This window comes from Ornithinimicrobium cavernae (assembly GCF_003121625.1).
Classification (GTDB): domain Bacteria; phylum Actinomycetota; class Actinomycetes; order Actinomycetales; family Dermatophilaceae; genus Ornithinicoccus; species Ornithinicoccus cavernae.
Genome location: NZ_QDDJ01000012.1, coordinates 103,887 through 117,217 on the forward strand (window position 1 = coordinate 103,887; position 13,331 = coordinate 117,217).

Annotated in this window: 11 protein-coding genes and 1 pseudogene; 6 read left to right on the top strand and 6 right to left on the bottom strand. The window is 71.8% G+C overall.

The annotated features are described in order from the left end of the window. The first annotated feature begins 1 nt into the window (after window position 1). Window positions 2-1,354: an HRDC domain-containing protein gene (locus tag DA085_RS14590; protein WP_109473706.1), complete on the top strand. Its 1,353-nt coding sequence runs from the start codon at window positions 2-4 to the stop codon at window positions 1,352-1,354. A 132-nt stretch (window positions 1,355-1,486) separates the two neighbouring features. Further along, window positions 1,487-3,016 (top strand): helix-turn-helix domain-containing protein, encoded by a 1,530-nt coding sequence (locus DA085_RS14595; protein ID WP_109473707.1) that lies wholly within the window; start codon window positions 1,487-1,489, stop codon window positions 3,014-3,016. Window positions 3,017-3,083: 67 nt separating this feature from the next. On the opposite strand, the pseudogene DA085_RS14600 reads toward DA085_RS14595, so the two are convergent. Continuing rightward, window positions 3,084-3,213 (bottom strand): annotated as a pseudogene (locus DA085_RS14600) (ISL3 family transposase); the annotation flags it as partial. Between the two features lie 162 nt (window positions 3,214-3,375). On the opposite strand from DA085_RS14600, the gene DA085_RS14605 reads away from it, so the two are divergent. Both DA085_RS14605 and DA085_RS14610 read left to right on the top strand, forming a co-directional pair. Next, a complete protein-coding gene (locus DA085_RS14605; RefSeq protein WP_077690675.1) occupies window positions 3,376-3,885 on the top strand; it encodes a DinB family protein in 510 nt (169 codons plus the stop codon). 233 nt (window positions 3,886-4,118) lie between these two features. Continuing rightward, window positions 4,119-4,898 carry a glycerophosphodiester phosphodiesterase family protein gene (locus DA085_RS14610; protein ID WP_237565538.1) on the top strand — a complete coding sequence of 260 codons (780 nt, stop codon included), beginning with the start codon at window positions 4,119-4,121 and terminating at the stop codon, window positions 4,896-4,898. On the opposite strand, the gene DA085_RS14615 is transcribed toward DA085_RS14610, so the two are convergent. The 5 genes from DA085_RS14615 to DA085_RS14635 form a co-directional block, all read right to left on the bottom strand. Beyond that, window positions 4,886-6,844 (bottom strand): cation:proton antiporter, encoded by a 1,959-nt coding sequence (locus DA085_RS14615; protein WP_109473708.1) that lies wholly within the window; start codon window positions 6,842-6,844, stop codon window positions 4,886-4,888. The two genes, DA085_RS14610 and DA085_RS14615, sit on opposite strands and share 13 nt — an antisense overlap. A gap of 142 nt (window positions 6,845-6,986) precedes the next feature. Beyond that, window positions 6,987-8,975 (bottom strand): DUF6541 family protein, encoded by a 1,989-nt coding sequence (locus tag DA085_RS14620; protein ID WP_109473709.1) that lies wholly within the window; start codon window positions 8,973-8,975, stop codon window positions 6,987-6,989. Next, window positions 8,972-10,291 carry a nucleotide sugar dehydrogenase gene (locus tag DA085_RS14625; RefSeq protein WP_109473710.1) on the bottom strand — a complete coding sequence of 440 codons (1,320 nt, stop codon included), beginning with the start codon at window positions 10,289-10,291 and terminating at the stop codon, window positions 8,972-8,974. Before DA085_RS14625 ends, DA085_RS14620 begins: the two co-directional genes overlap by 4 nt. A gap of 166 nt (window positions 10,292-10,457) precedes the next feature. Next, complete coding sequence (locus tag DA085_RS14630) at window positions 10,458-11,516, bottom strand: glycosyltransferase (protein WP_109473711.1); 1,059 nt, start codon at window positions 11,514-11,516, stop codon at window positions 10,458-10,460. After that, window positions 11,513-12,622 carry a glycosyltransferase gene (locus tag DA085_RS14635; protein ID WP_109473712.1) on the bottom strand — a complete coding sequence of 370 codons (1,110 nt, stop codon included), beginning with the start codon at window positions 12,620-12,622 and terminating at the stop codon, window positions 11,513-11,515. The genes DA085_RS14630 and DA085_RS14635 overlap by 4 nt, the downstream gene beginning before the upstream one ends. An 84-nt stretch (window positions 12,623-12,706) precedes the next feature. Here DA085_RS14635 and DA085_RS14640 point away from each other — a divergent pair, with 84 nt between their 5' ends. Both DA085_RS14640 and DA085_RS14645 read left to right on the top strand, forming a co-directional pair. Beyond that, window positions 12,707-12,934 carry a FitA-like ribbon-helix-helix domain-containing protein gene (locus DA085_RS14640; RefSeq protein WP_109473713.1) on the top strand — a complete coding sequence of 76 codons (228 nt, stop codon included), beginning with the start codon at window positions 12,707-12,709 and terminating at the stop codon, window positions 12,932-12,934. Beyond that, window positions 12,931-13,323 (top strand): type II toxin-antitoxin system VapC family toxin, encoded by a 393-nt coding sequence (locus tag DA085_RS14645; protein ID WP_109473714.1) that lies wholly within the window; start codon window positions 12,931-12,933, stop codon window positions 13,321-13,323. Before DA085_RS14640 ends, DA085_RS14645 begins: the two co-directional genes overlap by 4 nt. Window positions 13,324-13,331 lie beyond the last annotated feature (8 nt).

Genomic DNA, 13,331 nt, shown 5'->3' on the forward strand with positions numbered 1-13,331 from the left:
GATGACCGACTCCCAGGACCCGCGCCCCGCCGACTCCGGCACAGCCGACACCGACCCCCCTGACACCGAGCCGGCGGACCCTGACGCTGAGGGCGACGCGGAGGCAGTGCCCGAGGGGCCACCGGTCGAGCTGCTCACCGCGCCCGCCGAGGGGGTCCCGCCGGTCACGGCCGACCCCGCAGCCCTGGCCGAGGTCGTCGCGGCGCTCTCCGCCGGGACCGGCCCCGTCGCGGTCGACGCCGAGCGGGCGTCGGGCTACCGCTACGGCCAGCGCGCCTACCTGGTGCAGCTGCGACGTCACGGTGCCGGCAGCTTCCTCATCGACCCGGTCGCCCTCCCCGACCTGAGCAGCGTCAACGACGCCCTGGCTGGCACCGAGTGGGTGCTGCACGCGGCCACCCAGGACATCCCCTGCCTGGCCGAGGTGGGGCTGCGCCCGGACACCCTCTTCGACACCGAGCTCGGCGCGCGCCTGGCAGGGCGGCCGAAGGTCGGACTGGGCGCCGTGCTCGAGCACTATCTCGGCGTCGGCCTGGCCAAGGAGCACTCCGCGGTCGACTGGTCGACCCGGCCGCTGCCCGAGCCCTGGCTGCTCTACGCCGCGCTCGACGTCGAGCTCCTGGTGGAGCTGCGCGACGCCGTCGCGGCCGACCTGGAGGCCCAGGGCAAGTCGGAGTGGGCGGCCCAGGAGTTCGCGGCCGAGGTCGAGTTCACCGGGCACGCCCCGCGCCAGGACCCGTGGCGGCGCACGTCCGGCATGCACAAGGTGCGCAACCGCCGCATCGCCGCCCACGTGCGCGCCCTCTGGGACGCCCGTGACCTCATCGCCCAGCAGCGCGACGTGGCACCCGGTCGGGTCCTGCCGGACGCGACCCTGATCGACCTGGCGGTGCGCCAGCCCCGGACGCCGGCCGCCCTCGTGTCGGAGCGGACCGTGGAGTCCGGACGGTCCCGCCAGCGCAGGGCCCACCAGGGACTGTCCCGCTATCAGCGCCAGTGGCTCGAGGCCATCAGCGTGGCCGCCGAGCTGCCGGAGGCGGAGCTGCCCGAGATGGCGCGGCGCAGCGACGCGCCGCCCCCGGCCAGGGCGTGGGCGGACCGCGACCCCGTGGCGGCCGCGCGGCTCGCCCGGGCCCGGACCGCCATGACCGAGCTCTCCGAGAGGGTCCGGGTCCCGGTCGAGAACCTGCTCACTCCCGAGGCCCTGCGCCGGGTGCTCTGGACCCCGCCGGAGGGTGGCGACGCCGAGGCGGTCGACGCGGCACTGGCCGTCCAGGGCGCGCGGCAGTGGCAGCGCGAGCTGGTCACCCCGCTGGTCGTGGAGGCCCTGCGCGAGGTCCCGGACGAGGGCTGAGACGAGCGGCCGTCCACCCCGTGCCCAGCGACAGCCCACCGCTGCCCCTGCTCCCGCACACCGCTGTCCCAGCGTCCTCACACCCTCCGTGTCGATGCGGCGTTATCTCATATGTGATCTACAGTTGGCGTCATGACCGAGAGCTATCTGTCCCGCATCGGCGCCCTGATCCGTGACGCCCGCCGTCACAAGGATCTGACCCAGGCCGAGCTGGCGGCGCTGCTCAACACGAGCCAGTCCGCCATCGCCCGGATCGAGCAGGGCAAACAGAACCTCTCCCTCGAGATGCTGGCCCGCATCGGCGAGAGCCTGGACTCCGAGATCGTCTCCGTGGGCAGCGCGCTCCCCCAGAACCTGCGGATCAGCGGCGGCAAGCGGCTGTCCGGCGAGATCGACGTGCGCACCTCCAAGAACGCCGCGGTCGCGCTCCTGTGCGCGTCGCTGCTCAACAAGGGCCGGACCACGCTGCGCAACCTCGCCCGCATCGAGGAGGTCAACCGCATCGTCGAGGTGCTGACCAGCATCGGCTTCAAGATCCGGTGGCTGCAGGACTCCTCCGACCTGGAGATCGTGCCGCCCGCCACGATCGACCTCGCCTCCATGGACGAGGCGGCCGCCCGCCGGACGCGCACGATCATCATGTTCCTGGGCCCGCTCATGCACGAGCTGGACGAGTTCGAGCTGCCGTATGCCGGTGGCTGCGACCTCGGCACCCGCACCGTCGAGCCGCACATGGTCGCGCTGCGCCACTTCGGCATCGACGTGACCGCCACCATGGGCAGCTACCACGTCACCGTCGACCCGGACCGTCGTCCGACCCGGCCGATCGTGCTCACCGAGCGCGGCGACACCGTGACCGAGAACGTCCTGCTCGCCGCCGCCCGGCACCCCGGCACCACCGTGATCCGCAACGCCTCGTCCAACTACATGGTCCAGGACCTGTGCGTCTTCCTCCAGGCGCTCGGCGTCCAGATCGAGGGGCTGGGGACCACGACCCTGACCATCACCGGCGTCGAGGAGATCAACCGGGAGATCGAGTACTCCCCCTCCGAGGACCCGATCGAGGCGATGAGCCTGCTCGCCGCGGGAGTCGTCACCGGCAGCGAGATCACCATCAAGCGCGTGCCGATCGAGTTCATGGAGATCGAGCTCGCCGTGCTCGACACGATGGGGCTGCGCTACGAGCTGTCCGAGGAGTACACCTCAGCCAACGGGCACACCCGGCTGGTGGACCTCAGGACCATCCCCGGCCCCCTCCGCGCGGCGATGGACAAGATCCACCCCCTGCCGTTCCCGGGGCTGAACATCGACAACCTCCCGTTCTTCGCGATCATCGCGGCGTGCGCGGAGGGGTCGACGCTGATCCACGACTGGGTCTACGAGAACCGCGCGATCTATCTCACGGAGCTCTCGACCCTCGGCGCCAAGGTGCACCTCATGGACCCGCACCGCGTCATGGTGGAGGGGCCGACCAAGTGGCGGGCGGGCGAGATCATGTGCCCGCCGGCGCTGCGCCCTGGTGTGGTCATCCTCCTGGCGATGCTCGCCGCCCCGGGAGAGTCCGTGCTGCGCAACGTCTACGTGATCCACCGGGGCTACGAGGACCTGGCGACCCGGCTCAACAACCTGGGCGCCGACATCCAGACCTTCCGCGACATCTGACCACTTTTCGTGGCGGTCTCGTTGGCCCCTCCCGGAATGTCGTAGCGGTTTCGTGGCTCTTCACAATGTCGGGCTCGACAACCCGGCACCGGAGAATCGCCCGATCGGGCGCCAACCGCTGCGCGAGCACTTCGAGCCCGATCATCAAGACGAGCGAACCTAGTCAGGTCAGGGCGGGCGAAGGTAGCGTCAGACACGTCGAGGTCTTCCAGATGGACGGCATAGTCACCTCCATCCTCGGGAGACCTCGGCCCTACCCGGCCACCGACGCGCCGACCGGACTACACCCTCAACTGCGACTGCGAAGAGCCCGAAAATAGCCCCGGTGCGAGGGTCGGCCCGCGTGCTACGTTCCGGCCATGACTAGACCCGGTGAGATCCTCGGCAGCGTGTTCGCCGCCAGCGAGCGCGAGCAGCTCGAGACGTTCCTGGATTACCTGCGCGACGCCGTCGTGCGCAAGGCCCGCGGGGTGTCGGAGGAGGACGCCCGGCGCAGCCCGGTGCCGACCGGCACCAACCTCGGCGGCCTGATCAAACACCTGCGGTGGGTGGAACTGGGCGGGTTCGCCGAGCAGATCGGGCAGATCCCTGCCGCGGAGCTGCCCACGCCGCCGTGGACCGACGCAGACCCAGAGGCCGACCTGCGGCTGGAGCCGAACGAGAAGCTCGACGACGTCATCGCCGCCTACCAGGCGGAGTGCGACCGCTCCCGCGAGATCGCCGCCCAGCACAGCCTCGACTACGCCGTCACCACACCGCGGGGCAGGGAGCTGACGTGGATGTACCTGCACGTGATCGTGGAGACCGCCCGGCACGCGGGCCACGCGGACATCCTGCGCGAGATGATCGACGGCAGCGTCGGCGACTGACGGCTCGCGGCGCGTCGTCGGTCCGTGTTCCGGTCGTCGGAGGCGGCGTTACACCGGTATCGGCGGACGACACCATCCTCGGGAGACCTCGACCCTACCCGGCCACCGACGCGTCGACCGGACTACACCTTTCACTGCGAAGAGCCGGGTTTCGTCGGTCGACACCCCTCGCAGGTGACGCGGTCGACCGACCGGTGCCTCGGCATACGGTGGGTGTCGGTAGCGTCTGGGGAGTGACCTGGACCGCCTATCTCGACCACCCCGGACCCATCCCCCTGGCTCACCGCGGGTTCGACCTGCACGGGCGGGAGAACTCCATGGCGGCCTACCAGGCTGCGGTCGAGCTGGGTTACCGCTACCTCGAGACGGACGTGCATGCCACCTCGGACGGTGTGCTCGTCGCCTTCCACGACGCGAGCCTGGACCGGGTCACCGACGGCACCGGGGTCATCACGGGTATGCCGTGGGCGCAGGTCTCGCGGGCGAGGATCGGTGGGACGGAGGCGATCCCGCGCCTGGAGGAGATGCTGCACACGTGGCCGGAGGCCCGCTTCAACATCGACATCAAGTCCGCCGGGGCGATCGGTCCCCTGGTGCGCGTGGTCGAGCGGGCACGGGCCCACGACCGGGTGTGCGTGACCTCCTTCTCCGACGCCCGGCGACGCGAGGCGCTGCGCCGGCTGACCCGTCCCGTGGTCACCTCCGCGGGCCAGGCCAGCACGGCCCGGTTCCGGGTCGCGGCGCAGGCAGGGGCGCGACGGAGGGGGCCTCTGGTCGGCGCGGCGCTGCGTGACGCCGACGGGTTGCAGGTGCCCGTGGCCTTCCGGGGACTCCCGGTCGTCACCGGCCGGACCGTGGAGGCAGCGCACGCCGCCGGCAAGTTCGTCCACGTCTGGACGATCAATGACCCGACCGAGATGCACCGGCTGCTGGACCTGGGGGTGGACGGCATCGTCTCGGACCGGGCAGACCTCCTGAGGCAGGTGCTCACCGAGCGTGGTCAGTGGGCCTGAGGGTCGGGCCCGCGCGGAGGTGCCAGGGCGATCAGCGTGACCTCGGAGTCGGGGACGTCCGACTCCTCGGTCAGCACGGTCGCCCGGGTCCCGTCGTGGGTGAACAGCAGCACGGCGTCGGGGTTGCGCCCCAGGTAGTGCTCGAGCGTGAACGTCTCCGTCAGCCTGGTCCGGCGCACGACCATGCCCGCGGCGACCCGCTCCTCCAGCTGCTCGTGGGTGAGGGCCGGGCGAAACGGTGCCCGCGCCGAGAGGCGGTCCGCACTGCTGGTGCGGTCCCCGCGCTTCCTCGTCGCCGTGGCCGGGACCGTTTGGACCTGCCTGGTCGAGCCGGTCGTCGCTGCGCCCGTCACCGGCTCGCCCGGAGCGGTCCGCTCCGCCGAGGACCCGTCGCCCTCGGGCTCTGAGGACACCGCGACGTCGGCCCGCCGCAGCTGGTACACGTTGGCCCGCCCGAGCGTGTGCCCGAACTCCCGGGCGGCCGTGGTGTTGGTCCCGTCGTCGTCCGTCGCCGCGATGAAGCTGCCGATCCCGGCGAGGTCGAGCTCGTTGAGGGCGTAGTCGGACAGGATGTTGGAACGCTCGGTCCGCACGCCCTCCATCCTGGCCCGGTGCAGCTGCCGCGCGTCCTGGCTGACCAGCACGGTGGGGACGCCCGCCTCCCCCAGTGCCCCCGCCGCCTGCCGCACCCACTCCTGGGAGCCGGCGAAGACCACCCCCTGCGGGTTCGTGGTCGCCAGCCCGAGACGCTCGGCAAGACGGCCGACCCCCAGTCCGTACACGGCGACGGTCACCACGATCGTGACGAACACCAGGGGGACCATCGCCTCGGCACCCTCGGCCAACCGGGCCAGCGCCGCACGGCGCTCACCCGTCGCGGTTGCGGCCGCGTGCTCCAGCTCGAGGGCGAAGATGCTGGTCACCGCGGCAGCGACGATGCCGCGCGGGGCCATGCCCGACATGAGCAGGCGCTCCTGCCTGGTCGTCCCGGTGCCGAGCAGGCCGAGCCAGATGCTGACGGGACGCACGACCAGGATCAGCACGGACACGAAGACTAGCGCCATCGGCAGGTGGTCCAGGACCTGCTGCGGGGTGATCCGCCCCGCGAGGATGACGAACAGCACGCCCACCAGCAGCACCTGCAGGTGCTCGTAGAACTCCTTGACGTGCTCCAGGTGCAGCGTGCGCCGGTTGCCCAGGACGATCCCCAGGACGGTCACCGTGAGCAGCCCGCTCTCGGACTGGACCATGTTGGAGCCCACCAGGCCGCAGGCGGCCACGGCGATGAAGAGCGTGCCGTGCAGGTAGTCGGGCACCAGGTGCCGGACCATCACGAGCTCGACCAGCACGGCCAGGACCAGCGCGAACAGCAGCGCCACCCCGACCGAGACGAGGAGGGTGAGGACCGCCGTGCCGAAGGCGTCCTCCCGGTTGCCGACGAGCACCGCCTGGTAGACCAGGAGCGCGAGGATCGCCCCGATCGGGTCGACCACAATGCCCTCCCAGCGCAGCAGCGAGGAGACCCTCCGGGTGGGGCGCAGCTGCCGCAGGATCGGGTTGATCACCGTCGGGCCGGTGACCACGAGGATCGCCCCGACCAGCAGGGCCAGCTGCAGCTCCAGACCCACCAGCCAGCCGGCGCCGGTGATGAGCGCCCACGCGATCAGCACCGTCACCGAGCACAGCCTCCGGACCGGCTGGCCCAGGTCCCGCACGTCCGCGAGCCGGAGCGTCAGGCTGCCCTCGAAGAGGATGATGCCGACGGCCAGGGTGACACCCGCGAAGAGGACATCCCGGCCCAGCACCTCGTCCGGGCTCACCAGCGTGCCGCCGGCGAACCCGACGACGAGCAGGACGAGGATGGACGGGATCCTGATCGCCCAGGCCAGCCACTGGGCCAGCGCCCCCACGACCAGGACCGCACCGAGATAGACGACAGGCTCCACGCTGGGTCCTCCCCTGGTCGACGGCTCCCCACGCCGGTCCGGCACGACCAGGCAGGACCGCACACGCTACGCGGACGCCGACCGGCCCTCAAGGCAGGGCCCGTCCACCGCCCTGCCCACGTGCCCCGGTCAGTCCGCGTGGTCAGCGCGCGGGAACCGACCGGTCACACCCGGTGAAACGCCAGATCGAGGCCTGACCACCCTCGTCGACCAGCTCGAAGCCGGGGCGGTCGGTGTCGATGACGCGCAACCCCGGGGTGGTCTCCTCCCACTTGCCGCCCTCCTCGAAGGTGAGGTCGTCGGCATACACGTGCGTGACCCCCAGCTCGCGGACCACCTGGCACACGTCGGGGTCGAGGTACCACCGGTTGAACTGCTCGGCCAGCAGCTCGCGCTCCGGCGACCCGGCGATCGGCGTCAGCTGCGGGTAGACCACCTGCACGCCGCTGCGAGCGAGCAGGTAGGGCGAGCCGTTGATGGGCTCCCCCAGCACGACCGCGTCAGCGGGTAGCACCTCGTCCGCGCGGTCGATCATCGCCAGCTCGTCCTCGGAGTCGATCATCGTGCCCCACGCGATCGGCCAGTTGCTGTAGACCGACGCCATCACCTCCACCTGGGAGGGCCAGCGCAGACCGAAGGTGGCCAGGGTGACCCCGGCCAGCACGACGAGGGTGGTCCCCGTGATGGGCAGGCGGAGGCTGTCGGCCAGCTTGCGGCAGGTCCACGCCAGACCACCGGCCGCCAGGACGATCATCGGGATCACGAAGAGCTGGTTGAGCCGCGAGGCCTGGGTGTACCAGAAGCCTGCCAGGGGACGCAGCACGTTCTCGGGCGGCCCGGCGGCGAGCAGGGTCAGCACGGCCGAGGCCACGAGGGCGACGACCAGCCACCTCGCGTGCCGACGGCTGATCGTCAGGTAGACCCCGATGAAGGCCATGGCGGTGATGACGAGGTTGACCGACTTGATCTCGTAGACGTAGATCAGCGGGTGGTCGATGAGCAGGCTGCCGATGCCCGGCCAGTAGCTCTCCTGGCCGCCGCGCTCGTAGCCCAGGATCGCCTGCACAGGCTGGAAGTTGACCAGCACCACGGTGCCGACCACGACCGTCACCACGAGCAGGGTCCCTGCCACCCCGACCGGCACCTGGTAGCCCCGCCGCCAGTAGCGGCGCCCCTGCCGGAACAGCAGCACGGCCAGCAACGGCGCCGCGAGGAGCACGAGCGAGAACAGCCCGGACCCGTGCGCCAGCACGACACCGGCGGCCGCGGTCGCGAAGCCCAGGGCATAGGCCAGGTGCATCCGCCAGGTCTGGTTGCCCCGCAGCGCGGCGATCATCAGCGCGAGCGCACCGGGCAGGCACGCCACGCTCACCGCGAACGGCCACACGCCCAGCATCGACACGGAGATCGCCGGGAAGGTGACGAAGGTCGCCGCGACGATCGGTGTCAGCACGACCGGGAGGGCCCGGGCGGGCCAGACGACCCGTGACAGGGCCATGAGCGAGGTCATCCACACGGCGGTGCCCAGCACGATGGAGGAGGCGTTGGCCGCCTGCGTGACGTCCTGGAAGCCGGGGGCGATGGCCACGATCGAGTGCCACACGGTCGGGTAGTACGGCGCGGCCGTGTCGGCATACATCGGCGCCAGCGCGCCCAGGCTGGAGGCGTTGCCGGTGTCCTGGATGAACCACAGGGCGTTGAGGTGGTAGACGGCGTCCCACACCTGCAGCGGCATGTCGGCGCGCTGCATGCCGGTCATCATCGCCATCGCCAGCACGCCGCCACCGAGCAGCCCGGTCGCGGTCAGCCAGCCGCGCTCGCTGCCGGTCAGCCGGCGGGTGCCGGCCACCACCACCGCGGCCGGGTCGGACGTGGTGCGCAGCAGCCGTCCCACCAGCAGGGACAGGAGTATGCCGCCCAGGCACCCGATCAGGAACGTCGCCAGGCTCCAGGTGATCCCGGCCATGTCGTAGGCGATCGCCAGGACCCCGGCCAACCCGGAGGTGACCCCGCCGCCGGCCCCGAGGGCCAGCAGCCCGCGCACCCCGAGGGCGCGCAGGAACAGATAGCCCGGTGCCACCCAGAGCCCGGCCATGAGCACGATGCCGGGCAGCACCCCCCACCAGCTCATGCGGTGACCGGCTCACCCCCGCCGATGGTCAGCCGGGGCACCCCGGTGAACGCGGCAGGATCGGTGATGCGGCGGCCGTCGAGCAGGAGCTTCAGGCCCGGCAGGTCGGCCGGCGTCAGACCGGCGTACTCCGGGTGGTCGGCCTGGACGATCGCGACGTCGACGTCCTCGCCGAGGCGGTAGGCGTCCCAGCCGTGCGCGGCCAGCTCCTCGTCACTGAACATCGGGTCGTGCACGAGCACCCGCGCGCCCCGCTGGCGCAGCGCCTCGACGGTCCCGAAGACCCCGGAGAAGGCGGTCTCCTTGACCCTGCCGCGGTAGGAGGCGCCGAGCACGACCACCCGTAGCCCGGACAGGGACCCGAGCAGCGACTCCGCGCGGGCGACGGCGTACTCCGGCATCGCGGCGTTGGCCTCCCGTGCGGTGCGCACGACCGTCGCGTCGGCGTCGGTGGACAGGTAGAGCCGCGGGTAGACCGGGATGCAGTGGCCACCCACGGCGATGCCGGGGTTGTGGATGTGGCTGAACGGCTGGGAGTTGCAGGCCTCGATGACGCGCTGGACGTCGATCCCGACGGTGTCGGCGTAGCGGGCGAACTGGTTGGCCAGCCCGATGTTGACGTCCCGGTAGGTCGTCTCGGCGAGCTTGGCCATCTCGGCCGCCTCGGCGGTCCCCATGTCCCACACGCCGTTGGGACGGGGCAGGTCCTCACGCGGGTCGAAGGTCAGGACGGCCTCGTAGAACGCCACGGCACGCTCGGTGCCGGACGCGGTCAGCCCACCGACCAGTTTGGGATAGCGGCGCAGGTCCTCGAAGACGCGCCCGGTGAGCACCCGCTCGGGGCTGAAGACGAGGTGGAACCCCGCCTCACTGCCCTCGGTGAGGCCCGAGATCTCCTCGATCATCGGCTTCCACCTCCCCCGGGTGGTGCCGACCGGCAGGGTCGTCTCGTAGGACACCAGGGTGCCGGGCGTCAGGTGCTGCGCCAGGCTCCGGGTCGCGTCGTCCATCCAGCCGAAGTCCGGCTGGCCGGTCGCCTCGTCGACGAACAGGGGGACGACGAGGACCACCGCGTCCGCGCCCGGGATCGCGTCGGCATACTCCGTCGTGGCCCGCAGCCGCCCCGCCGGCACCAGCTCGGCGAGCTTCTCGGCCAGGTGCGCCTCCCCCGGGAACGGCTCGGTGCCCTCGTTGACCAGGTCGACCACGGTCTGGTTGACGTCCACGCCGACGACCTCGTGGCTCGGGTCCGCGTCGGCGAACTGCACGGCGAGCGGCAGGCCGATCTTGCCCAGGGCGACAACGGCGATCTTCATGGCTCTCCTGTGGTCGACGAATCGAGCCGGCGGTCCAACGCGCGGCTCAGCGCGGGTGTTCCGGGAGGCTGGCCCCCGGCCCACGAGTTTAGGCGTCCCCACCGGCCCCTTGTGTCAGGCACTCCCGGGGTCACCACCCTGGCACTGCAGGACGCAGGGCACGGGGTCAGCGCGTGAGGAGGGAGGCGGCCATGAGGCGTGGGGGCGCCTCCCTGCGCAGGAGGTGGCGCAGGTCGCGGGTCAGCACCGTGGCCGGCGTGCCGTGACGGCGCCGGACACGGGCGTGGTGCAGGAGCCGCTCGGCGGGCACGGACAGATCGAGTATGCCGTCCAGCAGGCGGCGGTCTGCCCGCGACAGGACGGCGGTGTGCCCGGGAGCGCGACGCTCCAGGTGCTCGGCGACCGCCGCGAGGTCAGCGCGCTCGGTCCCCGTCCAGAAGGTCGGGTCGGAGCGGTAGAACACCGCCCCGAACAGGTGGATCCGGGTCAGCTTGACCGCGACCGCCTCGCGCGCCGCGGCCGGATAGCTGGTGAACGACTCCTGGTCGAGCAGGTGGTGCACGAACGCGAGCTCCTCACGGACCGGCCTGGGGTCCAGGGTGATCCGGTCGGTGGCGTCCTCACCGATGAGGTAGCCGGGCCCGGTGCGCTGGCAGGCGACCCGCGTCTCGAACCAGAGGCGGGTGACGTAGGGGACGTCGTCCCCCACGACGAAACCCTCCGCCAGCTCGACGCCGAGGCGCTCTCGGGCCGCGTTGCTCACCAGTCCCAGCGGCGCGCTGCGGTAACTCAGCCGGTCGGCGACCGGGTCGGCCAGGCCGCGCAGCCACGGCCTGGCCGGTGGCGTCGGGACTGCGCCACTGCCCCGCAGCAGGCGCGAGATGACGGTGTCCGCCCCGGTGCGGTCGGCCAGGTCGAGCCAGGCGTCGACGGCCCCGGGCTGCAGCGTGTCGTCGCTGCCCATGATCGAGACGAAGTCGCCGCGGGCGGCGCGCATGCCGGCATTGAACGGGCCTGCGGCCGAGCGGATCCCGTCGTGGTGCTCCAGGAGTCGCACCCTGTCTCGGTGCTGCGGCGCGATCCCCGGGAGGATCTGGTCCGCACCGAGGTTGTGACAGACGACGGTGACGGCGGTCTGGCTCCCGTTGTCGTCCAGGATGCTCGCCACCGCCCGGCCGATCGGCCGGCTCGTGCTGTGCACGGCGATGACGACCTCGACCCTCATCGTCGCCCGGGCCCGGCGCGGTCGTAGGCGTCCTGGTAGCCCTCCGCGACGGCGGCCACCGAGAAGCGCTGGCCGACGGTGTCGGAGACCTCCTGGGCGCTGAGACCGCCCGTGCGCTCCAGCACGGACTCGACGGCGTCCGCGTAGGCGGTGGCGCTCTGGGTGGGGACGGTCTCCCCGACGGCGGGGTCGATGTACTCCCCCTGCCCGCCCGTCGAGCCGACGACGACCGGGCGGCCGGCCACGAGCGCCTCCGCGCAGGAGACGAAGAAGTTGTCGCCGCGTGTCGGTCCGAGGAACAGGTGGGCCCGACCGAGCTGGTCGAGCACGCCGTCGCGGTCCAGCGACCCGGTGAGGCGGACCCGGTCCCCGATGTCCAGCAGCGCGGCCCTGTCCCGGACCTCGGCCTCGAGCGGACCCTGGCCGACGAAGGTCAGCCGGGCGTCGTGGCCGCGCACCAGCAGCTCGGCGAGGATGTCGACGGCGAGCAGCGGGTCCTTGCGGTCGATGAGTCCCCCGACGGAGACCATCCGCAGCCTCCGTCCGTCGTTCGAGCGCGGGGGCACCGGGTCGGGGACCGGCACGATGCACGGCACCACGGTCGTCAGCTTCGGGCCCCGCACGTCGCGGATCGGAGTCGCGAGGTAGTCACACACGGCCGTCACCACGTCCGGTCGGGCGAGCAGCCGCTTGAGCACGGGCAGCGCCGCCTGCCAGCTCGTCGGCAGCGTGTCCGGAGCGGTCAGCCCGGACCAGTGCTCGGTGTGCACCCACGGGGCTCGCGGACGCCGGGTCGCCAGCGGCAGCAGGCTGGAGAACGCCATGGTGTGGACGAGGTCGGCGTGCTCGGCCATCCCTCGGACCACTCGGCCTGCCCGCGCGATCTGCACCGGGTTGCTGGTCCCCATCGGCACCCGGGTGACCGGCAGCCCACCGATCGTGTCCCGCTCGGCGAGCCCCTCGGCATACTGCACCGGCGGGACGAGGTGGACCAGGCGCACGTCGTGCCCCAGCCCGGCGATCGCCTGGGCGTCCCGGACCACGAAGGCGCCCGTGGACGGGCTGCCGGGCGTCGGGAGCCACGTGCTGACGGCGAGGATGCGCATGGCCTCCAAACTATCCGGCTCCGCCGCCCGGAGCGCGCACGACCAGACGCTGAAGTTTCGCTTGCAGACTGCTAGCATCGAGCCATGACGACACTGTATGTCCGGGACGTGCCGCCGGAGGTGGCACAAACCCTCAAGGAGCGTGCTGCTGCGGAGGGCAAGTCGCTGTCCGCCTACGTGGTCGCCGAGCTGGGGCGGGTGGCCGCACGCCCCACCAATGCCGAGATCGTGGCTCGACTGCGCCAACGTGACCGTTCGGACGGGCCGAGCGGCACTGACATCGTCGAGGCCCTCCGGGAGTCCCGGCGGTGATCGTCATCGACGCCTCGGCGATGGTCGAGGCTCTGGTGGGACGCGAGGTGGACGAGGAGCTGCTGGACGCGCTGGGCTCCGAGGTGGCCGCGCCCCATCTTCTCGACGTCGAGGTCCTCTCGGTGCTCCGTGGCCTCGAGCTCGGCCGCAAGCTGGCACGCGAACGCGCTGACGCTGCACGGATCGACCACTTCGACCTGCACATCCTCCGACACGACACGGCACCCCTCGCCGAGCGCATCTGGGAGCTGCGCCATCAGCACACCGCCTACGACGCGGCATACCTGGCACTGGCGGAGGCCCTGAACGCGCCCCTGCACACCTGCGACGCCAAGCTCGCCGGCACCAGTCACGACGCGCGGGTCCACGTCCACTCCCGCACGCACTGATCCGTGCC